The sequence below is a fragment of the Bradyrhizobium sp. CCBAU 11361 genome (assembly GCF_028128935.1).
Taxonomy (GTDB): Bacteria; Pseudomonadota; Alphaproteobacteria; order Rhizobiales; family Xanthobacteraceae; genus Bradyrhizobium; species Bradyrhizobium niftali.
In genome coordinates this window covers 20,542-45,270 of the sequence record NZ_LBJZ01000024.1, presented here as the reverse complement: position 1 = coordinate 45,270, position 24,729 = coordinate 20,542, and the positions used below count along the sequence as shown (strand labels likewise).

The window sequence follows — 24,729 nt, the reverse complement described above, 5'->3', positions numbered from 1 at the left end:
GCCCGCGCTCCTCTTGCCGCCTTGGTCACTTCACCTCGATTCACTTGACTTCGATGCCGGCGTCCTTGGCAACCTGCTTCCAGGCCGCGATGTCGCGCGCGTTGATGTCGCGCTGCTCCTCGCCGGGGACGAATTGCGGCGTGATGCCGAGCGCGAGCAGCTTCTCCTTCACCTCGGCATCGCCGAGCGCGTCCTTCAGGGCCGCCGAGAGCTTCTTCGCAACCGGCTCGGCAAGGCCTGCCGGCGCATACATCGCCCAGGACAGGCTGCGGTCGAACGCCACGCCCTGCTCCTTGTAGCTCGCGACGTCAGGCAGGCTCGGCGAGCGCTCGCCGCAGGCGGCCAGCGCCTTGATCGAGCCGTCCTTCACCAACGGCGTCGCGGTCGCCATGTCGAGTGTCGCCAGCGAGATGTGGCCGCCGAGCAGGTCGCCGGCGAGTTTTGCGATGCCGTTGAATGGCACGTGATCCATCTTGATGCCGCTCTGCTGCATCAAGATCTCCGCACAGAATTGCCCGGTCGAGCCGACGCCCCAGCTGCCATACTGGATCGGCTCGCCCTTCTTGGCGAGTGCGATCAGGCCCTTGATGTCGTTGGCGGCAAAATCCTTGGTCGCCACCAGCATGATCGAGGAGGTGCCGACGCGCCCGATCGTCGTGAAATCCTTGATCGGATCGTAAGCCAGCTTTGGATAGATCGCGGGCGCCAACACATGCGTGGTCATGCCGCCGATGGTGATGGTGTAGCCGTCGTTCGCCGCCGCCGCGACCATCTGCGTGCCGAGCGTACCGGCCGCGCCCGTGTGGTTCTCGATATAGACGCTCTGTCCGAGCGTCTTGCCCATCCTGTCCGCGAGCAACCGGCCGACCACATCGCCGCCACCGCCGGCCGCGTAAGGAAGCAGCATCCTGATCTTGCGGGTGGGGTAGGCGGAGGGATCCTCGGCGCGCGCCGGCAGCGACGCCGACAAGGCAAGCAACGACAATATGATGATGCGCAGCTTCATGATGGTTTGCCGCGCGGGCAAAAGGCGAGCGAAGCGCGCCATGACGTCGTCCCCCAAATTGCTCTCCGCTTATCGAGGCAGCGGAGTTGAATGCGACCGCTGTGGCGGAGTTGTTGCTGAGCCGTGGCCGGCGATCCTCGTAAGGGAAGCCAGGCGGCGATCGCCGGTCCGGTTGACTAGCGAACGATCGTTCGTTAGTCAAGCGCATGGCTGTCCACACCTCCAGCGCGGCGGAAGCGGCCGCGCCCACCACCCGCGAGCGCATCCTCATCGAAGCGCTCAATCTGTTCGCGCAGAGCGGCTATGGCGGCGCCTCGATGCGCGAGCTCGCGCGCCGCGTCGGCATCCGCGAGAGCAGCCTCTACAATCATTTCGCCGGCAAGGCCGCGATCCTCGAAGCGATCGTTGCCGAGCACGGCCCGGCCAGCTCGGCGAGCCGGCTGGAGGAGCCGCGCTACAAGCAGCTCGCGCGCCAGCCCGCCGCGTTCTGCCGGCAGTTTGCCTTGGACCTCGTCGAGCAATGGTCCGATCCGCGCGAGCATCAGTTCCAGAAGGTGATCACCGCCGAGCGCAACCGCGTGCCCGGCATCCGCGCCAAGTTCGCCGACCATTTTTACGCGCGCGAGCAGAGCCTGATGACGGATTACTTCCGCGGCTTTGCGCTCGCCGGCCTCGTCGCGACGCCGGATCCGCGCGAGACCGCACGGCTGTTCGCGGCGGGCCTCATCTATATCCGTCTCGAACATTACGTGATGGGCGCGACGCCGTCCTCGCGGCCGAAGGTGATCGAGGCGATCGACCGCTATCTCGCCTTCTTCCTGTCGTTGATCGCGGCAGGCAACGGCGACGACAAGAAACGAAAACCCAAGGGAGAAACGCGTGGCAAGGCTGCCCCTGATTGATCCGGAGACGACGAGCGGCGACATCCGCGCCTCGTTCGACCGCATGCCGGTCAAGCTCAACATCTTTCGCATGATGGCGCATGCCGAGGCCAACATGATCCCGGCGATGCGGCTCGGTAATTCGATCCTGCACAAGCAGAAGCTCTCGGCGGTCAACCGCGAACTCCTGATCCTCCAGGCCGCGCAGCTCGAAGGCGGCGCCTATGAATGGCGCCAGCACGTGCCGATCGCGCTCGGCGTCGGCTGCACGCAAGAACAGATCGATGCGGTCGAGCGCTGTGACTACGATTCCGCCGGCTTAAGCGAGGCCGAGCGCGCGCTGCTCAAATTCGGCCGCGAGGTCGTCGAGAACGTCCGCGTTCCCGAGGCGACCTTTGCCGTCATGCGCCGCCACTTCAGCGACCAGGAGGTCGTAGAATCCATCGTGGCGCTCGGTTTCTACATGATGATGGCGCGCGTCACCGAGGCGACCGAGACCGACCTCGATCCCGCAGCCGGCATGAAGGTCTATGACGGCGGTAAGAAGTCGGGCGGCTGAGATGACGGAAACTGAGATCAAGCCGGAGCGTCATGTCCGTCCGCCAAGCGCAGAGTCGCTCGGCGAGGCGCCGGGGAGGGGACGTCTCAACGGACGCCGCGTCCTGATCGTCGGCGGCGGCCAGCGCGTGTTCGATGCCTTAACCGATCCGATCGGCAACGGCCGCGCCATGAGCATCCTCTGCGCCCGTGAAGGCGCGAAGGTCGCAGTCGCCGATCTCAACCGCACCTCCGCCGAACAGACGGTGAAGCACATCGCCGACGAAGGCGGCGAGGCTTTTGCCATCGCGGCGGATGTCACGAGCGAAGCCGACGTCGTGCGCATGACCGACGAAGCGCACCGCGCGATGGGCGGGCTCGACGGCATGGTTTTGAACATCGGCACCTTCGGCAAGGTCGGTCTCGATGCCGTCAGTCCCGAGGAGTGGAACAGGATCTACGACATCAATGTCCGCGGCCCCATGCTGTGCTGCCGCGCCGCCATGCCGAAGTTCGACGATGGCGGCGCCATCGTCTTCATCTCCTCGATCGCGGCGCTGAAGGCGGGCTCGCAGATGGCGGTGTATGACTCCTCCAAGGCCGCGCTCGGCGGCCTGATGCGCAACATCGCCCATCTCGGCGCGCGCCGCGGCATCCGCGCCAACCTCGTCTATCCCGGCCTCGTCGATACCCCCAACGGCCGCGAAGCCGGCGCCGGCCGCCCCTCGCGCGGCAAGGGCCACGTCCCCTTCGGCCGCCAGGCGACGGCGTGGGAGATAGCCTATGCCGTGCTGTTCTTCCTCTCGGACGAGAGCGTCTATGTCACCGCGCAGGCGCTCGCGGTGGATAGCGGCCTGAGCGGGATGTAGGATCTGATCCCGTAGCCCGGATGGAGCGAAAGCGTAATCCGGGAGCGCTGTCTCATCGCCCGAGCTGACCCGGATTGCGCTGCGCTCCATCCGGGCTACGGACGCGAGCGGCGGCGAGTGCCTATCGCCCGTGCGATCGTGCACGACAGATGAGATGGTCGAGCGAGAGGCTCCCCGGCCCGTAAGCCATGATGCCGAGCGCCATGGCCGCCCAGGTGAGGTGGATCGGCCAGCCGTCGGGCACCGTGAGCTCGACGATCACTGTCATGAACAACAGTCCGAGTCCCGCAAACCGCGTGCCTAGTCCCAGCACCAGCAGGATCGGGAACATGATCTCTCCCGAGCCCGACAGGAAGGCCATCACCGCCGGTGCCGGAAAATGATACGGCCCGCCCGGCAGATGCAGCATGAACTCGTCGCTGAACAGCGTCACGGCGGTGTCGTTGAGCCGAAGGAAGCCGCCCCATTTGAGCATGCCCGAGCGCCAGAACGGCACTGCCAGAGCGATGCGCAGCACGAGCTGAACCACCGACGGTGCCGCAATGGTCTGCACCAGTTGATTGGCCTTGTCGACGAGCAGCCCGAGGGGCGGAAGGCTGCCGCTTGCGGGCATGCGCTGGTCCGTAATCATGCTGGATCTCCAAAAGCAATTGAGGTGAATGCGCCGGATTCGATCAGGCCAGCGATGTTCTCGGCGATGTCGAAGCCGGCTGACGCGTCGAACGCCGCCATTGCGGCCGCGCCGAGCGGTTGGCCGGACATCAGGCTGGCGGCAAAGACGGCGCCGCCGGGCGGAAGGTGGCGCACCACGACGTCGAATTCGGCCCGGGTGATCAGGGCGTCTTCCGGCGTGGACGCGTCGATGCGTGCCACGGGCGCGCTGTCGCGGTTGGCGGCAAAGATCGTCACGGCCGCATATTGCGAGCGTACGATCCGTGTGGCCGGATGCGGCGTGAGGACGAGACCGCCAAGCCGCTCCAGCGCAATGGTGGACAGAAGCGCAGGCGCCAGCGGCAATGCGTCGGCAGCATGATAAGCATCGAGCCAGGCGCGCTCGATGCGGGCAACGTCGGCCAGCCAGGGCATGTCTTGCGCATGCGCGTAATTCGCGACGAAGTCCGGGAAGTCGCGGCCGTACTCGAACAGCAGCGGCGAGGTCGGTGGGGTATTGCGGACGTGGAAGCGCGCCATGGCGCGGAAGAAATCGGTGCCGGTGATGCGCTGCACGGCCGGATAGGTCGCAGCCAGCGCATCGATCAGGCTGACCGTGACGTTGTTGCGGTAGACGTCGTAGCGTCTGCCTGCCGGCTTGCCGTTTCGGCCGATCACGGCTGTCGGCGCGTTACGCGCGGGGTCGAGTAGCGGCGGCGCGAAGGCCGCGGCAAATCCGAGGTCAGCTTCAGGCCGCACGGCGATCCTCCGCCGTTGTGGCCGTTTGGCTGCGGTCGAGGATCGCCTGCGCGGCGACAGCCTCGGCGCGCAGGATCGGCCAGTCCGGGATATTGCTGTCCCATTCGATCAGCGTCGGCACGGGACCGCGCCGCGCCACGATGATCTCGAACAGCTTCCACACGGCGTCCGCGACCGGGCCGTCGTGGCTGTCGATGAGGAGGAGATTGCCATCGTCGTCGGTCTGCTCGGCATGGCCGGCAAGATGAATTTCCTCGACGTGAGCAAGCGGAAAACCGGCGAGATAGTCGAGCGCGGAGAAGTCGTGATTGGTCGCGGACACGAACACATTGTTGATGTCGAGCAGCAGGCCGCAGCCGGTGCGCTCGACGATGCCGCGAATGAAATCGGTTTCGCTCATCGACGACTCGCGGAAGGTCACGTAAGTCGACGGGTTCTCCAGCAGCAGCGGGCGGCGGATCGCCTCCTGCACCTCGTCGATGTGATCGCAGACGCAGGCCAGCGTCGCCTCGGTATAGGGCAGCGGCAGAAGATCGTTGAAGAAGCTGGTCTCATGCGTCGACCAGGCGAGATGCTCGGAGACCAGCGCCGGCTGATAGCGCGCGACGAGGCTGCGGAAGCGCGCCAGATGCGCCTTGTCGAGCGGCTGCGGCCCACCGATCGACATGCAGACGCCGTGCAGGGACAGCGGATGGTCGCGGCGGATCGCTTCCAGCGCGCGATGCGGAGGACCGCCCGCGCCCATGTAGTTCTCGGCATGCACCTCGAAGAAGCCGGCTTTCGGGCCGGCTTCCAGAATCGCCGCAAGGTGTTCTGGCTTGAAGCTGGTCCCGGCGATGCCGCCGATTGGCAGTGAAAAGCGGAGCGGCACGGAAGCTGGCTTGAGGGCCGTGATCATGGTGCTTCTCCGCTTTGTCCTGTTGAGGGGATGTGTTGGTTGGCCGACGTCAGACCGGCTTCAGCGAGCCCTTCTTGCCGCCCGGCAGGTCGATGCTGGTGCAGGTGCCGCCCTGGACGAATTTCCAGGCGTTGCCCTGGAAGTCGACGGTCGAGGTGCCCTGGCAGGTCGTGCCCGGTCCGGCGGCGCAATCGTTCTGGCCTTTCAGCGCGACGCCGAAGCACTTTTCCTTCTTGGCGGCGACGGCGGCATCGGCTTCGGCCTTGGTCAGCGGGCCGGCGGCGGCGAGGGTCGCGAGCGCGGTCGACATGGCACCGGCGAGCGCGAGCGTGGTGATGGCGTGTTTGGCAGACATCGGAGTTCTCCTTTCGAGGTGCATCGCCTGGCAGGCGACAAGCGCATAGTCTCGTTCGCTTCGTACGCAGGCAGCGTTACCGCAGGGCCGCTCACGAGTCCGTGAGACCGATTGGGTCGGGCGCATGTATGGTGCGCCTGGGCCGGGATTAGCGGGCAATCGCCGGCGCAAATCCAATGCCTTGGCGCTATCGAGACGTTAGCCACAGGGCATTGGCGAGGACGGCTCGCACCTGCCACACGTAACGAATGAGGGCCAGCAGCGTAGATGTCAGAGGATGCGCAGGTCCGCGAAGGCGAAAACGGCGATGAATGTTGATCCCGGACGGCGGCTTCAGGCGATCGCGAGGCTGACGGTCAGCATCCGTCTCGCCGTGTCCGCACTGGTGCTCGCGGCGATCCTGCTGACGGCTGCCTTTTCCAGCCTGTTGTGGTGGCGCACCGCGGAGGCGACCAGCCGGCAGCTCGCCGCGACCATCAACGAGCAGATCGTGGCGGCGGTGCGCAAGGAGGTCTCGGCCATCGTCGACGAGGCGCGCGCCGCGCACACCGCGATCCGCACCCTGTTCCTGCAGAACGTGCTCGATACCCGTGAGGCCGACAAGCGCGAGTTCGTCTTTCTGTCGCAGTTGCAGTCGCAGGCGACGATCTCCTGGGTCGCTTTCGGCTGGCCCGACGGCTCATTTTTTGCAGCGCACAAGCTTGGCGATCGCCGCCTCGAGATGATGGAGATCTCGCTGACCGATCATCCCGGTCAGCGCCGCGTCGACGAATATGACGTCGTGCCCGGCGATATCGAATTTGCCAATCGCCGCTTCGAGCCGACTGATTTCCGTGTCGCCGATCAGGCCTGGTTCAAGGTCGGGCTCGCCGGGGACGAGCCGCAATGGTTCAGGGTCATGGGCCATCCGACCGGCGAGCGCCCGTCGATTGCCTTTGCGGGCCCGATCGACGTCTATCAGGAGCGGCAAGGCGTTCTGGCTGTCATCATCGAATATACAAGGCTGGCACGCTTCCTGTCGCAGCTTGAGGTCGGTCGCACGGGAACGGCCTTCATCGTCGATGGCAGCGGCGAGCTCGTCGCCGCGCCGGACAAGGATGCCGACGAGCTGCATCCGGCAGGCGGCGACACCACGCTGCTCCCGCTCGCGCGCGCAGCACTCGAAAAGGCGGGTGAGGCCGGCCGCAAGGAGGCCTGGCGTAGCCGGCTCACGTCAGGCGGCGCGGCCTACGAGGTTGCGCTGACGCCGCTGCCGTTTCCCGGCTGGTCGCTCGCGACCGTGATCCCCGAGGCCGAATTTCTCGGCCCGGTCGAGACGACGCTGCGGCGCCTGATTCTCGGTCTTGCCGTCGGCGCCGTGTTCGCGGCGCTGGCTTCGGCAATGCTGGCGCGTTCGGTCATCGCCGCGCCGTTGTCCCGCGTCGTCGGGGAGCTTCGCCATGTCGAGGCGTTCGCGCTGGAGCAGGTCCGTCGCCATCCGTCGCGGCTCAAGGAAATCGCGAGCCTGTCGGGCGCGATTGCCGAGATGGCGTCCGGACTATCCGCCTTCCGCAAGTTCATTCCGGCCGATCTCGTCCGTGACCTGCTGCGCCAGGGCGTCGAGGCAAGGCCCGGCGGCAGCATCCAGGAGCTCAGCGTCATGTTCATCGACATCGCCGGCTTCACCGGACTGTCCGAGCGGCTGGGCGACCGCGTGGTGCCGCTGCTGTCGCGCTATCTTGACCTCACCTCGGAAATTATCGTCGCCAACGGCGGAACGATCGACAAGTTCATCGGCGACGCCGTCATGGCGTTCTGGGGCGCGCCGCAGCCGCAAGAGGACCACGCTGCGCGATGCTGCCGCGCGGCGCTGGCCTGCCGCAGGGTCGACCAGTCTGGCCTTGCCGACGATCTCGGCCAGCCGCTCCAGATCCGCATCGGCATCAATTCCGGCCGCATGCTGGTCGGCAATATCGGCTCGGAGCTGCGGCTGAACTACACCGTGATCGGCGATGCCGTGAATGTCGCCAGCCGGCTGGAGAGCGCCAACAAATCCTACGGAACGCAAATCCTGATCGGCGAGGCGACCGAACGTCTGGCGCGCGGTGCCATCGTCTCGCGTGAGATCGACCGCATTGCGGTTTACGGACGAGAGGAGGGGCTCTCGGTCCACGAGCTCGTCGGAATCGCGGATGAAGGCCCGGTCGCGGCGGGATGGATCGCGGACTACGAACGCGGTCTTGCCAATTACCGCTCGCGCCGGTTTGCCGACGCGCTCGCCTGTTTCGAAGCCGTTCTGAGCGCGCGCGGCGCCGATCGCCCGGCCGAACTCATGCGCGACCGCTGCCGGCAGCTTGCTGCCGCCGCGCCCGATGCGGCGTGGCGCCCGATCGCGGCGCTGACGACAAAATAGTCGCGGAAGCGAGGACCGGGCGGCCTGCATCAACGCGGGCCGTCGTGGGCAGATTCCGCCGACCCTCTTTCGCTCCAGCCGCCCCCAAAGATTCACGTTGCCCGCGCGATCGCTCCGCCCTCAGAGTTCGTCGAGCGCCGCCCAGTGCGGGACGTGCGCGGCGAGCTTGTCGAGCAGGCGCTCGAATTCGTTGCGTTCGGCTCGCGTGAGGCACGCAAGCATGGCGCGCTCCCGCTCGCGCAGGGCCGGGATGTATTGTGCGTAGAGCGCCCGGCCGGCCGCCGTCATGAACAATTGCTGGCGGCGGCTGTCCGCCTTGTCGGCGGCGCGGCGTATCAGTTTCTTCTTCTCCAGCGCGATGATTCCGCGGCTGATGTTGGCCTTGAGATGGCCGGAGAATTCGCAGATCTCGCTCGCGGTCACGCCCTCTCGGAAATCCAGGAAGATCAGGGTGACGATCTCCGGCCGCGTCAGACCGAATTCCATCTCGATCCGCCGGAATGACGGCTCGCGGTAGAAGTTCAGCACGTAGCCCATCCTGTAGGCGATCTGGAGTTCGGTGCCGCCGATCACCGCCGCGAGCGGTTTTCGCTCGGGTGAACGGCCTTCGGTGGTGCCGTTCGTCGATTTTCGAGATGGTCTCATATGAGACTTTCTGGTTGATTTTCGATCCGGCTTGATCTTAACATCGCTGCGAGGCCCGCAAGAACGGCCGGTGACGATAGTTGTGGAGGATCGCAGGAGCATGCCGCTGGCCGGGCAGAGGGTGATGGACCTGTCGTGCGACGGCGAGGTCAGGTGCTTCCATGCGGGAACGCCGGAGCATCCAGTCTATGTCGACCAGGTGCGATCGTCCCACGCGGCCTTGCGCAAAATGCCGGTCGTCATGGTCCATGGCGCCGGTCACACCGGGACCTGCTATCTCGCGACGCCAGATCGGAGACCGGGCTGGGCGCCGCGCTTCGCTGCGGCTAGCCGGGACGTGTTCGTGCCGGACTGGCCCGGTCACGGCCGTTCGCCGTCAGGTCCGAACTTTTCTCGGCTTGGAACGCGGGATGTGGCGACGTCGCTGCTGGCGCTGATCGAGGAGATCGGGCCGGCCGTGCTGCTGGTGCATTCGGCGAGCGGTCCGATGGCGTGGTGGATGGCCGAACGGCGTCCCGATCTGGTCCGCGCCGTGGTTGGCATCGCCCCCGGTCCACCGGCCAATCTGCTGCGCGATCTGCCCGACGATCCCGCGGCGATCGGCGCGCTGCGCGATGACGCCAGCGCCGGTCATCCCGTTTACTCGAGCGAGGATGCGCCCGTACGGCTGACGGCGGAGTTTGCCGCCGCCTATTGGGCCAACGGGCCGCGCTTTCCGCACCACGCGTTCGAAAACTACTGCCGCTCGTTTGCGCCGGAGAGCGCGCGAATCCTGAACGAGCGCTTCAACATCGGCGGGCGGGGGCTCAGGATCGCGGATCCCGAGCGTCTACGAGAAAGCCCGATCATGATCGTGACCGGGGACCGCGACCCGCGCCATCCGCGTGAGGTGGATGCGGCGACGGCGAGCTATCTCGGCGCCGAGTTCGTCTGGCTTCCGGATCGCGGCATCGAGGGAAACGGTCACATGATGATGATCGAGGACAACAGCGACGATCTCGCCGCCATGATCTTGGCCTGGCTCGATGCGGTCGGATGCTGAGATTCCGCGCCCTGCAGGCACATCGGAGGATACCAAGGATGAGACGGATTGCGTGTGTGCTTCTGCTGCTGGCGCTGCCCGTCGTGGCACTGGCGCAAGTCAGTGGTGATGTCGTCAAGATCGGCGTCCTCACCGACATGGCCGGCGTGACCGCTGACATCACCGGCAAGGGTTCGGTCGCCGCCGCCGAGATGGCGGTGAGCGAGATCGGTGGCACGGTTCTCGGCAAGCCGATCCAGATCGTCTCGGCCGATCACCAGCACAAGGCTGATGTCGGCACGGCGATCGCCCGGCGCTGGTTCGATGTCGAGGATGTCGATGCGATCGTCGATGTGCCGAATTCCGGCGTTGCTCTCGCGGTCCAGAGCCTCGCACGCGAGAAGAAACGGATCGTTCTCTATTCGGGGCCGGGGACGACGGCGTTGACCAACGAGCAGTGCTCGCCCTACGGCTTCCACTGGACCTACGATACCTATGCGGTTTCGCACGGGACCGCGTCCGCGGTCGTTAAGGCCGGGGGCGGCACCTGGTTCATCCTGGCATCGGACTATGCCTTCGGCCATCAGCTCCAGCAGGACGCGACCAGCGTGATTGCGGCCTTGGGCGGCAAGGTGCTGGGCAGCGCGCGTCATCCGCTCAATACGCCGGACTTCTCCTCGTTCCTGCTGAGCGCGCAATCCTCGGGCGCCAAGGTCATCGGCCTCGCCAATGCCGGCAATGACACCGTCAACGCGATGCGGCAGGCCGGCGAGTTCGGGCTGGTGCAGGGTGGCCAAAGCCTCGCCGCGCTGATCCTCTTCCTCCAGGACGTGCACGCGCTCGGCCTCAGGGATGCGCAGGGCACCTACCTGACGACGGCCTCCTACTGGGACATGAACGAGGCGACGCGTGCATGGTCGAAGGCGTTTTTCGCGAAGACCGGCATGATGCCGTCGATGCTGCACGCCGGCGTCTACGGCGCGGTGCGTCACTATCTCAAGGCCGTCGCCAGCGCCGGCAGCGACGATGCTGACCGGGTTGCGGCCGCCATGAGGACGATACCGGTCGAGGACGTCTTCTCGGAGGACGCACGCATCCGTGAGGACGGCCGTGTCACGCGCACCATGTACCTCGTTCGCGTCAAGAAGCCGTCCGATTCGAAATATCCCTGGGATTACTTCGACATCGTGCGCAAGATCCCGTCTGAAGAGACCGTCTGGCCGCTCGCGGAGAGCAAATGTCCACTTCTCAAGGGCACCAAGCCCTGAACGTCACCGCGCCGTCCGGGCTATGGATCAAGATGCCGGGCAATTTTTGCAGCGTCGTATTGCGCGCGGCTCTGACGGAAAAAAACGCCGATGAAAATCAACGGGTCTGTCTCCGGCACATGAACTGCTGAATATTTCCGCGCAATGCCGTTCGTCGTCCGTCAAACCGGTTGGCAAGACCAGTCCCTCGCGCGCATGATGGGCGGATGATCCCGGCCATTCCCATCCCGGACGCTTCCAAGACATGAAGACCACGCTGCTGAAATCCGAGGACTACACCCGCTCGCCCTGGAAGAACGGCGGCGGCATCTTCACCGATATCGCGGATGCCCATCGTGCAGGTAGCCCGGCGAAGGATTGGGACAGCCTGCTCTGGCGCCTTGCGTCCACGCCGATCGTGGCGCCCGGTCCGTTCTCCTACATGCCCGGCATCGACCGCTTGCAGATGGTCGTCGCGGGGCGCGGGCTGGTGCTGAAAGCACCGGGACAGGAATTCGACGAGCGCGAACCGTTCACGACCGTGCGCTTCACCGGAGAGCTCGAGATCGTGACCGAGCTCGAGGCAGGTCCCGTCGAGGTCGTGAACCTGATGGCCCGGCGCGGTGCGGCGGAGATCGCGCTTGTGGCGCTGCGGGAACCCGGCGATCGGCCATTGTCCGCCGGCACGCATCTGGTTTACGCGGTTTCCGGCAATTGCAGCATTCGCCTCAATAGCGAGGATTTTGTCATCCCCGACGGCAGCACGCTGAAGGTCGAGCTGACCGAGGCATCGCAACTCGCGCTCGTTTCGGGGCTGGCGGTGCTGGGATCGATCCGGCTCGCCGGCGAGGCGGCAACCGCGCAGCCGATGCGCACAATCCGGGCAACTGGCTAGGTTGACGCGGTCGCGCCGGAGCACGATATCTCCTCACGTGCAGACCGCCGCGAAGGGGCAGGATATGAACGCGCCAGACAAAAATCCGCCCGCCACGCTGTCCGACGGCGTCGTCGACTGGCTGACCAACGGCACGCGCGACGAGCGCTTCATCGACAATATCTTTGCGCAAATGTGTCTCCGCCTCCAGCAGGCCGGCATTCCGCTGAAGCGGTCCACGCTTCATGTCCTGATCCATCATCCGCAATGGCTGGGGGCCCGCTTCATGTGGTCCGACGGCATGCGCGAGGCCGAGATCGCGCGGGTCGATTATGACGTGCGCGAGCGGTCCGAATTCATCGGCAGTCCCGCCAACGAAATGTTCGAGGGGGCGACCGAGGTGCGCGAGAACCTCGAACGCGATCCGGCGCTCGGCCGCAAGCACACGAGATGCGGACCAAGGGCTTGACCGACTATGTGGCCTGGCCGCTCTACCACACCCTCGGCAAGCGCCATCTCGTCACCTTCGCGACCGACCGTCCCGGCGGTTTCAACGACGCGCACATCGCTGCGCTGAAGAAACTGCTGCCGGTGCTGGCGCTGGTCAGCGAAATCCGCATCAAGAACCGCCTGGCGCGAACGCTGCTGGAGACCTATGTCGGCTCCCATGCCGGCGAGCTGATCCTGGCCGGCGCCACCAGGCGCGGTACCGGCACCACGGTGCGCGCCGCGATCATGATCTGCGACCTCAGGGATTTCACGAAGATCTCCGACAACTGGCCGCGCGACGACGTCATCGACCTGCTCAACGACTATTTCGACGCGATGTCCGAGCCGATCGCGCGGCACGGCGGCGAGATCCTGAAGTTCATCGGCGACGGCCTGCTCGCGATCTTCCCGCTCAGCCAGCCCAATGCCTGCGCAAACCTGCTGCTTGCCGTGACCGAGGCCCGAGCGGCGATGGTCGCGCTGAACGAGCGGAATAACGGCAGCGTCGCGCGCCGCTGAACTACGGCATCGGCGTCCATGTCGGCGACGTCATGTACGGCAATATCGGCTCGACCACCCGGCTCGACTTCACCGTGATCGGCCCCGCCGTCAACATGGCCTCGCGTCTCGAGGCGCTCACCAAGCAACTGGGAAAAAAGGTGCTGCTGTCCCGCGCGTTCGCCGATTTGGTGGAGCCGATATTCGAGCTGGAGCGGGTAGGCGAACACGAGGTGCGGGGATTCAGCGAACCGATCGAGCTGTTTGCGTTTGAGCCCCCCACGACGTGATCGCGAGCTGACGCGAGCGCTATCGGCAAATCTTCGATCAGGGAGTCTTGTTGCCAACGCGGGAATGTCCGACTACCCTTTACCCTGGGTAGCCCAAACGTTCCTACGATTGGCCGCGCGTTCATGCCAAAATTTCTTCGCATCGGAGTCCATCAGTCCAACGTCTCCGGATACACGTCGAAGGCCTGGTGTGTCAGGCGGGTTGGCTCGGCGGTTTTCCTGAAGTGGGGCGCCGTGGAGGTCCATGGCGCCGGAGACGGGCGCAAGGTCTACTGGTCGCGTCTGCCGCAGGAGAAGACCATTCGTTGCGGCACGGCGCAGCGTGCCCAGGACTACGCCAAGGCCGCGATCGCGCGGCGCCGCAACCATCGCTACGAGCCGCTGGCCGGGCCGATCGCGAACCGGCGCCGGTCGGCCGGCGGCAGCGCCGAGCCCAAGCAGGCGCTCGCCACCATCCTGATCGTCGATATCGTCGGTTCCACCGCAAAGGCCGCGAAGCTGGGCGATGCGCGCTGGACGAAGATCATGGGCCACTATTACGCGGCCGTCCGCAAGGAGCTGAAGACTTCGCGCGGCAAGGAAGTCACGACGACGGGCGACGGCGTGCTCGCGACGTTCAAGGCGCCGGCCGCCGGCATCGGCTGCGCGACTGCGATCCAGAAAGCCGTGCGCACGCTGGGCCTCGACATCAGGGTCGGCCTGCACGCCGGCGAGTACACGGTGAGCGGTGGCGAAATGGTCGGTCTCGCCTTCCACATCGGCACCCGTGTCGCCGCCAAGGCGCGCGCCGGCGAAGTCCTGGTGTCGAGCGCGGTGAAGGATCTGCTGAAGACGCAGTCGGCGATCAGCTTCAGGGATCACGGGGTGCATCAGCTCAAGGGCGTGCCGGAGAAGTGGCGGCTGTGGCGGGTGGAGGTGTGAGGCGGCTTGTTATGAGCGGCAGGATAGCGTCCGTCATGCTTCTGTGATTTTGCTGCGCTTTCGTCTGCGTTCGATCGTGTTCGTTGTGTGTAGGAACCGAGCTCGCGTTTGACAAAGTCGACACGGCCCCGCTACCTTCGGTAAAAAAGCGGCACGTTGCGCCAATTTGCGCATTGGCACGCGGTTAACTGGTGTCATCGGCCGGGCCGTACACGCGCCTTGATCGACACGAGGTCAGGGAGGACAAGTCATGAGCGGCTTTGCGCTTTCGCGTCGTTCTTTGATCGGAGCCGGTATCGGCGGTGCAACGCTGGCGAGCCTCGGCGATTTTTCCGCTGTGGCGGGGGAGTTGCGGCTGCGCATGTTCTGGTGGGGCGCCAAGGAACGGGCGGAGCGCACCGACAAAGTCAACAAGCTCTATGTGAGCGGCCATCCGGAGGTGACGATCGCCGGCGAGTCGCTGGGCTGGACCGACTACTGGGCGCGGCTTGCGACGCAAACCGCCGGCCGCAATGCAGCCGACGTGCTGCAGATGGATTACCGCTACATCTACGAATACGCCCGCCGCGGCGCCCTGTTGCCGCTGGACAATTACGTGCCGAACGCTCTCAACCTGACGGATTTCAGCCCGGCCGCGGTCGACAGCGGCAAGGTCGACGGCAAGATCTACGGCGTCAGCCTCGGCCTCAATTCCACGGCGATGGTCTACGACAAGGCGCTGATCCAGAGTCTCGGCTTGAGAGAGCCGGTCTGGAACATGACATGGAGCGAGATTGGCGATCTCGCCGCCGAGATCACCAAGGCCGCCAAGCGCGACGGTTTTACGGGCATGGAGGACGGCGGCCGCAACGAGCCGCTTCTCGAGGTCTGGCTCACCCAGCGCGGCAAGTCGCTGTACACGGGCGAAGGCAAGGTCGGCTACGACGAAAAGGACATGGCCGAATGGTTCGCGTTCTGGAGCGACCTGCGCAAACGCGGCGCCAGCGCCGCGCCGGATACCCAGGCGCTCGACCGCGGCGAGATCGACTCGAACCTGTTGTCGATCGGCAAGACGGCGATAGCGTTTGCCCACTCCAACCAGCTGGTCGGTTTCCAGGCCATCAGCAAGAGCAAGCTTGGCCTCTCCACCTATCCCGACGGAGGAAAAGGCGCGAAACCCGGCCAGTATCTGAAGCCGGCCATGATGTGGAGCGTCGCGGCGCAGTCGAAACAGGCCGAGGCGGCGGTCAAGCTCGTGAGTTATTTCGTCGCCGACCTCGAAGCGGGCAAGGTGCTCGGCGTCGAACGCGGCGTGCCGCCGTCATCAGCGGTGCGCAACGTCGTGACGCCGACGCTCGACGACCTCGGTCGCACCATGGTCGACTACATCAGCCTGGTCAGCGACAAGGTTGGGCCGTTGCCGCCTCCGCCGCCGCGCGGCGCCGGCGAAATCCAGAGCGTGCTGCGGCGCGTCAATGAGCAGGTCGGTTTCGGCCGCCTGACCCCCGCCGACGGTGCAAAGCAGTTTGTCGCCGAGGCGGCCGCCGTGCTGGCCCGCGGATAGAGGCGGTGGCGGATACGCTGATCGACGCTGCCACACCCATCGCGGCCGCACGCGCGCCCGAATCCTCATGGCGCGACAGCGCCGCGGGCTATCTGTTTCTCGCGCCCTGGCTGATCGGCTTTTTCGGGCTCACGCTGGGGCCGGCGCTGGTCTCGCTGTATCTGTCGTTCACGGATTACGACCTGTTGAGCAATCCTCGCTGGGTCGGCGCCGCCAACTACGTGCGCATCGCGACCAGCGATCCCAAGTTCAGCGCGGCGATGCACGTCACCTTCATCTACGTGGCGCTGGCGGTGCCGTTCAAGCTCACCTTCGCGCTTCTGGTGGCAATGATCCTGAATCGGGGCCTCCGCGGCCTGCCGCTGTACCGGGCGATCTTCTATCTGCCGTCGCTGATCGGCGCCAGCGTTGCCATCTCGGTGCTGTGGCGCCAGTTGTTCGCCGGCGACGGCCTGCTCAACCAGGCGCTGAAGCTCGTGGGCATTCATGGACCGAGCTGGATCTCCAATCCCGACACCGCCCTCTACACCCTGGTGGCGCTGAGCGTGTGGCAGTTCGGCTCGCCGATGATCATCTTCCTCGCCGGCTTGCGCCAAATTCGCAAGGACGTCTACGAGGCCGCTGAGATCGATGGCGCCAGCCGCAGCCAGCAATTCTGGCGGATCACCCTGCCGCTGCTGACGCCGGTGGTTTTCTTCAACGTCGTGGTGCAAACCATCGACGCCTTCAAGGCGTTCACGCCGGCCTTCATCATCAGCGGGGGCACCGGCGGCCCGATCGATGCGACGCTGTTCTATACGCTCTATCTCTACCAGGAAGCCTTTGCCTATTTCCGCATGGGTTATGCCTCCGCGCTGGCCTGGGTGCTGGTCGTGATCATCGCGGCCTTCACCGCGTTGTCCTTCCTGTCATCGCGTTACTGGGTGCACTACGATGGTTGATCTCTCGACATCGGATGAGGTTTCGCCCCCTCGCAACGGACGCGGCCGCGCGCTGATCTATCATGTCGGGCTGTGCCTCGCCTCGATTGCCATGCTGTATCCGCTGTTGTGGATGCTGGCGAGTTCGTTCAAGCCGGACAGCGACATCTTTGGCGACGCCTCGCTGTGGCCGCGCCACTTCAGCCTCGACGCCTACTGGCGCGGCTGGTCCGGGCTGCAGGTGACCTTCGGAAGGTTCTTCCTGAACTCGCTCGTGGTTTCGCTGTGCAGCGTGGTCGGCAACGTGATGTCGTGCTCGCTCGCGGCCTACGCGTTCGCCCGACTGAAATTCCGCGGCCAGAAGTTCTGGTTCGCGCTGATGCTCGGCACCTTGATGCTGCCGTACCACGTGACGTTGATCCCGCAGTACATCCTGTTCCTCAATCTCGACTGGGTCGACACCTTCCTGCCGCTGATCGTGCCGAAATTCCTGGCGGTGGACGCCTTCTTCATCTTCCTGCTGGTGCAGTTCTTCCGTTCCATCCCGCGCGAACTCGATGAGGCCGCGATGATCGACGGCTGCGGGCCGTGGCGCATCTACTGGATCGTGATCCTGCCGCTGTCGGTGCCGGCGCTTGCCACGGCCGCGGCTTTCACCTTCATCTGGACCTGGGACGACTTCTTCGGGCCGCTGATCTATCTCAACGACATGAATTCCTACACCGTGCAGCTCGGCTTGCGCAGCTTTGTCGATTCCACCGGCAAGTCCGACTGGAGCGGCCTGTTCGCCATGTCGACGCTGACGCTGCTGCCACTGTTCGTCCTCTTCCTGCTGTTCCAGCGTCTCTTGATCGACGGCATCGCCACCACCGGGATGAAGGGGTGACGATATCGGACGCATCCCCGCATCGACTGCTAACCAGGGAAGAAAAGTCATGAGCAAACTGCGCTTCGCCGCGATCGGCATCAATCATGCTCACATCTATGGCCAGGTCGATTGCCTGCTGCGCGCCGGCGCCGAGCTGGTCGGCTTTCATGCCGTCGAGGACGACCTGGCCAGGGCCTTCGCGGCGAAATATCCGCTAGTCCCGCGCGTAGCCGAGCGGGCGAGATTGCTCGACGACAAGACCATCGCCCTGATCCTCTCGTCCGGCATCCCCGCCGACCGCGCTCCGCTCGGCATCGAGGTGATGCGCCACGGCAAGGACTATATGAGCGACAAGCCGGGCATGACGTCGCTGGAGCAATTGGCCGAGGTGCGCCGGGTCCAGGCCGAGACAAAGCGGATCTATTCGGTCTGCTACTCCGAGCATTTCGAGACCCGCTCCACCGTGAAAGCCGGCGAATTGATCGCGGCCGGCGCCATCGGCAAGGTCATCAACACCGTCGGGCTCGGCCCGCACAAACTGAAGAATCTGCCGCGGCCCGACTGGTTCTATTCGCGCGAGCGCACCGGCGGCGTGTTGACCGACATCGCCTCGCATCAATGCGAACAGTTCCTGTTTTTCGCCGACGCGCTCGATGCCAAGGTCGTCAGCGCGACGGTCGCCAACCGCGCCAATCCTGATAGGCCGGAATTGCAGGACTTCGGCGAAATGCTGCTGCGGACCGGTGATGTCACCGGCTACGTCCGCGTCGACTGGTTTACCCCCGACGGTCTGCCCAATTGGGGTGACGGCCGGATCACCATTCTCGGCACCGAGGGGTACATGGAGCTGCGCAAATATATCGACGTCGCCGGGCAGCCCGGCATCGACCATCTCATCATGGTCGACCGCAAGGGTGTCCACCGGATCGACTGTTCCAATGTCGAATTGCCCTATGGCCGCCAGCTCATCTCCGACGTGCTCAATCGCACCGAGACCGCTATACCGCAGGCGCGCTGCTTCAAGGCCATGGAGCTGGCGCTCACCGCGCAGGCGATGGCGGAAGGAAGGGCTTGAGGCATGTCGAAACCCAAGTCGAAACCGAAGACGGTCGCCGTGATCGGCTGCGGCATCGGCCGCAACCATATCGCCGAGGGCTATGCGCGCTTGCGCGATCAGTTCGATTTGCAGGTGATCTGCGACCTCAGCGAGGAGCGCCTTACCGCAGTCGGCGATGAGTTCTCGGTGCCGCGTCGTACCACCTCGTTCGACGAGGTGCTGGCCATGGGCGACATCGACATCGTCGATATCTGCACGCCGCCAACGCTGCACTTTCCGCAAGTCATCGCGGCGCTTGCCGCCGGCAAGCACGTGATCTGCGAAAAGCCGCTGGTCGGCTCGCTGCACGAGATCGACCAGCTCACCGCCGCCGAGGCCGGGGCGCGCGGGCGCATCATGCCAGTGTTCCAATATCGTTTCGGCAACGGCCTGCAGAAGGCGCGGCGCATTATCGAGCTCGGCCTCGCCGGCAAGCCGTATCTCGCGACCGTCGAGACCGCCTGGCTGCGCGGCGCCAAATACTATTCGGTGCCGTGGCGCGGCCGCTTCGAGACTGAACTGGGCGGGGCGCTGCTCACCCACGCCATCCACTCCCACGACATCCTCACCTGGCTGATGGGCGACGTCGCCTCGGCGTTCGCGCGCACCGCAACGCGCGTTAACACGATCGAGGTTGAAGATTGCGCCGTGGCAAGCCTTGTAATGGAAAGCGGCGCGCTGGCCTCCTTGGTCGCAACGCTGGGTTCGGCCAGGGAGATCAGCCGCCTTCGGCTTTGCTTCGAGCACGTCACCTTTGAGAGCTCGCTCGCGCCTTATGCCCCCGGCGACGATCCCTGGCAGATCATCGCCACGTCGCCCGAGGCCGAGGCGCGTATCGCCAAGGCGCTGGAAGGTTTTACGTTCGTGCCATCGCGGTTCGAAGGCTTGATGGCGGCCTATCATCAGGCGCTGGAAAGCAACGGGCCGTTGCCGGTGACGCTAGAGGACGCGCGGCGTTCGCTGGAGCTGATCACTGCGCTCTATCACGCCGCGGAAACCGGAACAGTGGTGGCGCTGCCGATCGGCAAGGAGCATCCGAAATATCGCGGCTGGCGCCCGGGAGCGACGACGGCGTAGCCGGGGGCGAGGCGGAATGGCGCGGGCTGGTTCGGCGACAGTGCTGGGCTGCACCCCGTTAGATATTTGACCTTGTGAAAGATGCAACTGGTCGGGACAGCCGACCGAAAACGAGAGCCATCCCGCGATGACGACCTATGTGGCCCTGCTTTACAGTGTGGTTTTGCCGCTCGGCCGGCGATTGGCGATGGCCGAGCTGCGTGCCATGGCGCAAGGCCTCGGCCTCCATGACCCCAGAACCATCGGCGCGACGGGAAATCTGACATTCGAGAGCGACGAGTCGTCGATTGGCGAGCTGGAGACAAATCTCGAAGCGGCCTTCGACGCGCGGTTCGGCAAGCCTATCGCGATCATCGTTCGCAACGCCGACGCATGGCGACGCCTGCTACGCGCGAACCCGTTTCGTGCTGAGGCGACCGCCGATCCGGCAAGGGTCGCCGTTCGCGTGATGCGCAGTCCAATTCCGAGAGGCGGCGCAAACGCCTTGAAACCCTATATCAGCGATGAACGAATTGCGGTTGCCGGTGGCGATCTTTGGATCCACGTTCCGGGCGATCCAGCGCGATCGCGTTTGCTGTCAGCGATAGGCGCCGGGCGCCTGCAAGGCGTCGGCACGTTGCGCAACACCAATACGCTGAGGCGAATCGGTGACGCCGTGACCTCGGCCAGATCCAGCCCTGCTGATCGAAAATAAAATCGATCACCGAGGCAATGCAGCGGCCGCGGCAATAGAGAGGCCATCAACCCAACATCACCGCACCCCGGTGCCTTTGCATCGCTGGCACTTCACCACCTTGTCGCCCTTCTTGAGCAAACCTTTGCCCTCGCAATTTTTGCATTTCTGCTTCTTTTTGATGTTCGGGCCTTTTTCACTAACCATGAAATTCTCCTGCCGCGAGAGAGCGGTCGTGTGCGGTAGCCCAGCGGAACAGCCGAGCGTCGCCGGGTCAACCCTGCACGGTCATTTATGTCGGCTTCGGCACCACCAGCACCGGGACGCGTCCGTTCACCAGGACCTCGGACGTCTGGCTGCCCAAAAACAGCTTCCTGAGGCCGCGACGCCCATGAGAGGCCATGACGATCAAGTCGCAGCCCCTGGACTTTGCCGTTTCGATGATCGCAGTCGCCGGGTGCGCATTCGGAACATGCAAAAATTCTGCGGGCGCACCGATCTGCTCCGACATCGCGCGCGCTTCATCGAGCACTCTGCCCGCTCGGGCCTTGCAGGCTGCGTCAAAGCTGTCAATCTCGTCCCGCGTAGGAATCCATCCCGAGTCGTGTCCGCCCCCATAGTCGATCGGCAGCGCTTCCGTCACCGTGATGATCGTCAGCCTGGCGTTCAAGGCCTTCGCCAGGGCAATGCCGTGCTCAACGCCTTTTCTCGCGACGTCCGATCCATCCGTGCTCAAGAGAATGTTGGCGTACATTCGGTGGCTCCCTTGCTCGTCGAACAAAGTGATGCCCGGGGAGTATGATCCTATGCGCGGCGCGGGTCCATGCGCGTTCTCGGCTACGGTCTCGCCGTCAAAGCTTCGACGGGCGGCTGTTACGGTGATAGTGCACTTGATTCATGAGGTTATGAACCTGGCGAACGCGGCTTGCGCTATTGAGTGCTCTGTCACCGTAATCCGAGGCGGATTGGGTCAATGGAGTGCGCTGTCGGGCCGCGAAGGCAGAGAGGTCATGGCTTCCAGCTGCGCTGTTCGCGTTGCCAACATGGCGAGCAAGCTCTTGTGCAGCCGATCCCCGGGTTCGAAATTTTGCGCGAGCCTTCGGACGGTCTCGACAAATCGCATGCGATACGTCGCCGCTCTGTCGACGTCTCCGTACTTCGCGAAGATCTCGGCGGCCGTGCGGTACACCCGCCAGGAAGCAATCGGGAAGTCGGCACTGTCGACGATCTCCAGCGCGCGGGACAGCTGCAACTGAGCCTCCGCTGAATTGCCCAAGGCAAGCGCAGTACGCGCGAGCAGTCCGTGGGCCTGGGCCAGGTGATTGAGATCCGGAGCCGTAGCCACATAGTCGTGGAGCTGGCGAGCACAGCTCTGAGCCTGCGTAAAGTCGTCAACCTGCAAGTAATATTCGCCGAGGCAATGATACACCTGCGTCGCGGCGGTAAATTCGATGTCGATGCCTTCTTCAAGCCGGCGGCGCTCAATATCGTCAAATTGCCTGCGAGCTCCCGACGGATCGTTCAGGCCGACATAGGCCTTGGCAAGGACGGCCCGCTTGTGGAAGTACGTCGACTGATCGCCGACCAGCAGACTATCGTCGACGCTTTCGCAGAGCTCCCGGGCTCCATCAAAGTCCATCGCTTCGACGTGCAGCCACGCAAGCGTCAGCCGGCACAATGCGCTGCTGGGGCCGTTCGCGTTCCTGACGGCCAGTTCGAGGCCGGCCGTGATTTCGCGTCGCAATTCGCGCCATTCGCCCAGATGAATAAGCGCGATTGACTCAAGAACGTTGAACAGAACAAAAGTGTAAACGTCGCCAGCCAGACGCGCCAATCGCTTGCCTTCCGTACCGGCGCGCCGACACTCCTGGTACCGCGACCTCCAGCAATCAACGATACCGGATATTCCGTTGCGCCTGATCAAGATGCCATAATTCGTGGCATTCGCGCTCAGCTCGATCGCCCTGTCGCAGAGCGTGGCGTCCTGTTTGCGCCAGCCGTTGAGGAACAGGTTGACGCTCGCGCTGCTGCCCTGGACCAGGGCCTTGAACGTGTCGTCCGCAAGCGCCTGGCTTCGCGACAGTACATCTTCAGCGGCCTCAAGGCAGGCGTGGCGATCCACGCGCAAGCAGAGACTGCTCACAGCCGTGAGGCCGTTGAGCTGTTGCTGGACATCGCCCGCTTGTTCGGCGCAGGCAATCATGTCTCGCAGATCACGGATGGAGCCGACGAGGTCACCGCACGAGCGATGCGCCCAGCTTCGCTGCCGCAGAAGAGCGACGCGGGTTGAGAAATTGTCGGCAGCATCGAAACGATCGAGTATGCCAAACGCGCGGGTGAGATAGCTTGCGGCCTCCGCATGGCCGAGGCGTTTCGTCGAGCTCTTTGCCGTTTCCTGGAGGTAGCGCAACGCGCTCGGAAAGTCGCGACCCAACTCAAAGTGAAGTGCGAGCGCGGGCGCTATTTCGGAGGTGCGGCCGGCATAGGCCTCCTCCAGCCTCTTGCCCAGGCGCTTGTGCGTTTGTGCGCGGCGCCCGGGCGGAAGATTCTGGTAAATGATGTTCTGATAGAGAATGTGACGGAAGGCGTAGGAGCCCGAATATGTGCCATCGGGCCACTCGGAAACCCCCGAACGAACGAGGATTTGATGCTTCCGGATCGACGCTTCGATGTCCCTTTCAACATCGATCGCATCGTCGGACAGGCCGGCCGCAACGAGCGCCGCAGAAAATTCCTCGCCGGCAACGCTGGCGACATCGAGCAGACGCCGCTCGTTGTCGGTGAGGCGATCGAGCTCGTGGCCGATCATGTTCACGAGGCTGTCTGGAATGCGGTCCTGCGTAAATGCCGCCTGTAAGGACAGGCGCCATCCGTCGTCCATTTCGACTATCGACTCCTGGTCGATCAAGTGTTTGAGCAGCGTGGCAACAAACAAGGGATGTCCCAGCGTTCGCTCGAACACCGGCTTTGACAGGCTGGAGGCAAGTTCCTCGTCGTCGAAGCGCAATGCCAGGTAACGCTCGACCTCCGAGCGCGACAACCGATCCAGGCGCAATTCGCTGCAGTATCCATGAATCTCGAGATCCCGGTGCAGGCGAGGAATGGGATGCCCGCCGACGGAACTGTCGGCCGGACGATAGGAGCAGAGGACCAGCACGCGCGCCTTGCCGTTCCCGCGCGCGAAGCGAGACAGTACGTCGAGGGTCGCGAAGTCGCTCCAATGCAGATCTTCGAGAACAAGAACCCAGGGGCGGTCGATGCTCAGCGCTTCCAGAAGATTGCAGAATTCGCGCAGCATCCGTTCGCGCGTCGCGCCGAACACTTCCTCCTGGAAAGCCGCGCGTTCCGATGCGTCGATGGCGCCGGGCAATTGCAGGATCCAGGTGGGGGCGTGGGCGCGAACTGCCGAAATCAATTCCGGACCGTTTGCGCGATAACGGCTCACCAGCGCATCGATGAGTGGAAGAAAAACTTCGTCTGCTCCGAATCGTTCGGTGCAGCGCCCATAGAGCTGATCGAAGCCCTGGTCCGTCAGCTGCTCGACCGCCTTGGCGATGAAGGCCGTCTTGCCAATTCCGGCTTCTCCGGTGACAAAAGCCATCTGCCGTTTGCCGGACAAGACGTGCCGTGTCATCTGGTCGATCGTCTCGAAGGAGGGTGTCCGGCCGACCACCAGGGTGGAGATTTCGGTTTTCAGAGGTGCGACCGCGTTCTCGACCTCCCTGGCCGCTTCCCGCACCGTGCCGATAAAGCGGACGCCTTTGCGCGGTAAGGTCTTGATCAGCCGCTGCATCTCGCCGGAATCGCCTATTCCCTTACGGGCTGCGTTGATGCGGGTGGTGAGCGCTGACTCCGTGACGATGCGCCCGCCCCAAATTGCACTGATCAGATCGTCCTTCGTCACCACCCGGGTGCGGTGGCGGATCAGATATTCGAGGACGTCAAAAACCTGAGGCTGCAACGGGATCGTACGTCCGTCACGGCGCAATTCCCGCCGGTCGGTGTCGAGGACAAACTCGTCAAATAGATACAGCAAAACAATGCCTTCGGAGGTGCGCGCGAGGCGGATATTCAACCGGTACACCGGCCCGAAATCAAGCACACCCTTCAGAATCAAGGAAACGATAAGAACAAATTAAGCTCGCCTTAAAGCGTGGCGCGGCGTCCCGCCCGATACTTCCAGCCGTATCCAGTCACTCACACAAGGTGCTCGTGTCAT

23 protein-coding genes and 1 pseudogene are annotated in these 24,729 nt (G+C 64.3%); 15 read left to right on the top strand and 9 right to left on the bottom strand.

Annotation, left to right across the window (positions count from 1 at the left end):
• Positions 1 to 40: 40 nt before the first annotated feature.
• Positions 41 to 1,006: a Bug family tripartite tricarboxylate transporter substrate binding protein gene (locus tag XI08_RS08035; RefSeq protein WP_333927149.1), complete on the bottom strand. Its 966-nt coding sequence runs from the start codon at positions 1,004 to 1,006 to the stop codon at positions 41 to 43.
• Between the two features lie 206 nt (positions 1,007 to 1,212).
• Here XI08_RS08035 and XI08_RS08030 point away from each other — a divergent pair, with 206 nt between their 5' ends.
• Genes XI08_RS08030 through XI08_RS08020 form a run of 3 tightly spaced genes read left to right on the top strand, consistent with a single transcriptional unit; the run spans position 1,213 to position 3,293 of the window.
• A complete protein-coding gene (locus XI08_RS08030; protein WP_271574037.1) occupies positions 1,213 to 1,908 on the top strand; it encodes a TetR/AcrR family transcriptional regulator in 696 nt (231 codons plus the stop codon).
• The gene (locus tag XI08_RS08025) at positions 1,886 to 2,446 is read left to right on the top strand and encodes a carboxymuconolactone decarboxylase family protein (protein ID WP_271574036.1); all 561 of its coding nucleotides are present in this window, start codon (positions 1,886 to 1,888) and stop codon (positions 2,444 to 2,446) included. The genes XI08_RS08030 and XI08_RS08025 overlap by 23 nt, the downstream gene beginning before the upstream one ends.
• A 1-nt stretch (position 2,447) precedes the next feature.
• Entirely contained in the window at positions 2,448 to 3,293 is an 846-nt protein-coding gene (locus XI08_RS08020) for an SDR family NAD(P)-dependent oxidoreductase (RefSeq protein ID WP_271574035.1), read from the top strand.
• Positions 3,294 to 3,414: 121 nt separating this feature from the next.
• Here the strand turns inward: XI08_RS08020 and XI08_RS08015 are convergent, their stop codons facing one another.
• Genes XI08_RS08015 through XI08_RS08000 form a run of 4 tightly spaced genes read right to left on the bottom strand, consistent with a single transcriptional unit; the run spans position 3,415 to position 5,956 of the window.
• Positions 3,415 to 3,924: a DoxX family protein gene (locus tag XI08_RS08015; protein WP_271574034.1), complete on the bottom strand. Its 510-nt coding sequence runs from the start codon at positions 3,922 to 3,924 to the stop codon at positions 3,415 to 3,417.
• Positions 3,921 to 4,703 carry an HvfC/BufC N-terminal domain-containing protein gene (locus XI08_RS08010; RefSeq protein ID WP_271574033.1) on the bottom strand — a complete coding sequence of 261 codons (783 nt, stop codon included), beginning with the start codon at positions 4,701 to 4,703 and terminating at the stop codon, positions 3,921 to 3,923. The genes XI08_RS08015 and XI08_RS08010 overlap by 4 nt, the downstream gene beginning before the upstream one ends.
• The gene (gene bufB / locus XI08_RS08005) at positions 4,693 to 5,601 is read right to left on the bottom strand and encodes an MNIO family bufferin maturase (protein ID WP_271574032.1); all 909 of its coding nucleotides are present in this window, start codon (positions 5,599 to 5,601) and stop codon (positions 4,693 to 4,695) included. The genes XI08_RS08010 and bufB overlap by 11 nt, the downstream gene beginning before the upstream one ends.
• A gap of 49 nt (positions 5,602 to 5,650) precedes the next feature.
• Positions 5,651 to 5,956, bottom strand: a complete 306-nt coding sequence (locus tag XI08_RS08000) for a BufA1 family periplasmic bufferin-type metallophore (RefSeq protein ID WP_027549481.1) — start codon at positions 5,954 to 5,956, stop codon at positions 5,651 to 5,653.
• Positions 5,957 to 6,263: 307 nt separating this feature from the next.
• Between XI08_RS08000 and XI08_RS07995 the strand changes: the two genes are divergently transcribed.
• Positions 6,264 to 8,348: an adenylate/guanylate cyclase domain-containing protein gene (locus XI08_RS07995; protein WP_271574031.1), complete on the top strand. Its 2,085-nt coding sequence runs from the start codon at positions 6,264 to 6,266 to the stop codon at positions 8,346 to 8,348.
• A 120-nt stretch (positions 8,349 to 8,468) separates the two neighbouring features.
• Here the strand turns inward: XI08_RS07995 and XI08_RS07990 are convergent, their stop codons facing one another.
• Positions 8,469 to 8,993, bottom strand: coding sequence for a MarR family winged helix-turn-helix transcriptional regulator (locus XI08_RS07990; RefSeq protein ID WP_271574030.1), 525 nt, complete (start codon positions 8,991 to 8,993; stop codon positions 8,469 to 8,471).
• 70 nt (positions 8,994 to 9,063) lie between these two features.
• Between XI08_RS07990 and XI08_RS07985 the strand changes: the two genes are divergently transcribed.
• The 11 genes and pseudogenes from XI08_RS07985 (at position 9,064) to XI08_RS07935 (ending at position 20,531) form a co-directional block, all read left to right on the top strand.
• Entirely contained in the window at positions 9,064 to 10,035 is a 972-nt protein-coding gene (locus XI08_RS07985) for an alpha/beta fold hydrolase (protein WP_271574029.1), read from the top strand.
• A gap of 38 nt (positions 10,036 to 10,073) precedes the next feature.
• Entirely contained in the window at positions 10,074 to 11,282 is a 1,209-nt protein-coding gene (locus XI08_RS07980; protein ID WP_271574028.1) for an ABC transporter substrate-binding protein, read from the top strand.
• Between the two features lie 244 nt (positions 11,283 to 11,526).
• Complete coding sequence (locus tag XI08_RS07975) at positions 11,527 to 12,156, top strand: HutD/Ves family protein (RefSeq protein WP_271574027.1); 630 nt, start codon at positions 11,527 to 11,529, stop codon at positions 12,154 to 12,156.
• A 64-nt stretch (positions 12,157 to 12,220) separates the two neighbouring features.
• A pseudogene (locus XI08_RS07970) lies at positions 12,221 to 13,412 on the top strand (adenylate/guanylate cyclase domain-containing protein).
• 123 nt (positions 13,413 to 13,535) lie between these two features.
• Positions 13,536 to 14,333 carry an adenylate/guanylate cyclase domain-containing protein gene (locus XI08_RS07965; RefSeq protein WP_271574026.1) on the top strand — a complete coding sequence of 266 codons (798 nt, stop codon included), beginning with the start codon at positions 13,536 to 13,538 and terminating at the stop codon, positions 14,331 to 14,333.
• A gap of 250 nt (positions 14,334 to 14,583) precedes the next feature.
• Positions 14,584 to 15,876, top strand: a complete 1,293-nt coding sequence (locus tag XI08_RS07960) for an ABC transporter substrate-binding protein (RefSeq protein ID WP_271574025.1) — start codon at positions 14,584 to 14,586, stop codon at positions 15,874 to 15,876.
• Positions 15,877 to 15,893: 17 nt separating this feature from the next.
• Positions 15,894 to 16,817, top strand: a complete 924-nt coding sequence (locus XI08_RS07955; RefSeq protein ID WP_442869779.1) for a carbohydrate ABC transporter permease — start codon at positions 15,894 to 15,896, stop codon at positions 16,815 to 16,817.
• On the top strand, positions 16,810 to 17,682 hold the full coding sequence (locus XI08_RS07950; protein WP_442869776.1) for a carbohydrate ABC transporter permease: 873 nt from the start codon (positions 16,810 to 16,812) through the stop codon (positions 17,680 to 17,682). The genes XI08_RS07955 and XI08_RS07950 overlap by 8 nt, the downstream gene beginning before the upstream one ends.
• Positions 17,683 to 17,731: 49 nt before the next feature.
• Positions 17,732 to 18,739 carry a Gfo/Idh/MocA family protein gene (locus XI08_RS07945; protein ID WP_271574024.1) on the top strand — a complete coding sequence of 336 codons (1,008 nt, stop codon included), beginning with the start codon at positions 17,732 to 17,734 and terminating at the stop codon, positions 18,737 to 18,739.
• 3 nt (positions 18,740 to 18,742) lie between these two features.
• Entirely contained in the window at positions 18,743 to 19,837 is a 1,095-nt protein-coding gene (locus tag XI08_RS07940) for a Gfo/Idh/MocA family protein (protein WP_271574023.1), read from the top strand.
• Between the two features lie 127 nt (positions 19,838 to 19,964).
• Positions 19,965 to 20,531, top strand: a complete 567-nt coding sequence (locus XI08_RS07935; RefSeq protein WP_271574022.1) for a DUF1697 domain-containing protein — start codon at positions 19,965 to 19,967, stop codon at positions 20,529 to 20,531.
• Positions 20,532 to 20,588: 57 nt separating this feature from the next.
• Here XI08_RS07935 and XI08_RS07930 read toward each other — a convergent pair whose 3' ends face one another.
• From XI08_RS07930 to XI08_RS07920, 3 genes are all read right to left on the bottom strand, one after another.
• Positions 20,589 to 20,717 carry a hypothetical protein gene (locus tag XI08_RS07930; RefSeq protein WP_256374932.1) on the bottom strand — a complete coding sequence of 43 codons (129 nt, stop codon included), beginning with the start codon at positions 20,715 to 20,717 and terminating at the stop codon, positions 20,589 to 20,591.
• An 85-nt stretch (positions 20,718 to 20,802) separates the two neighbouring features.
• A complete protein-coding gene (locus XI08_RS07925; RefSeq protein WP_271574021.1) occupies positions 20,803 to 21,264 on the bottom strand; it encodes a universal stress protein in 462 nt (153 codons plus the stop codon).
• Between the two features lie 216 nt (positions 21,265 to 21,480).
• Positions 21,481 to 24,585, bottom strand: a complete 3,105-nt coding sequence (locus XI08_RS07920) for an AAA family ATPase (protein WP_271574020.1) — start codon at positions 24,583 to 24,585, stop codon at positions 21,481 to 21,483.
• Between the last annotated feature and the right edge of the window lie 144 nt (positions 24,586 to 24,729).